Origin of the sequence: Bacillus sp. SIMBA_031 (genome assembly GCF_046535225.1) — a bacterium.
GTDB lineage: Bacteria > Bacillota > Bacilli > Bacillales > Bacillaceae > Bacillus > Bacillus velezensis.
The window spans coordinates 1-258 of the sequence record NZ_JAWRXC010000417.1; the positions used below are offsets into that span (position 1 = coordinate 1).

Genomic DNA, 258 nt, shown 5'->3' on the forward strand with positions numbered 1-258 from the left:
GCATGGCCATGCTATCAGCATCGGGATGGCCGTCGCCTGTTATATTTCCGAAGCCATAAACGGCTTCGATTCAAATGAAAAGCACCGTGTGCTGCAACTATTACAGCGTTATCGCCTCCCCGTGTCGTATGCGATAGACAACAATGCTGTTTTTGACATTTTGAAAATGGATAAGAAAAGGGTAAGTGGGGAGGTGAGTTTCATTTTACTAAAAAAAATTGGTGAAGCCGTTATCAGGCGGATACCGCTGCCGGCTTT

The 258-nt window shown here is 45.7% G+C and carries 1 protein-coding gene; it reads left to right on the forward strand.

Features of this window, described 5'->3' with window-relative positions:
* A partial coding sequence (locus tag SB724_RS20855) for a 3-dehydroquinate synthase family protein (protein ID WP_486304063.1) occupies positions 1-258 on the forward strand: 258 nt, incomplete at both ends.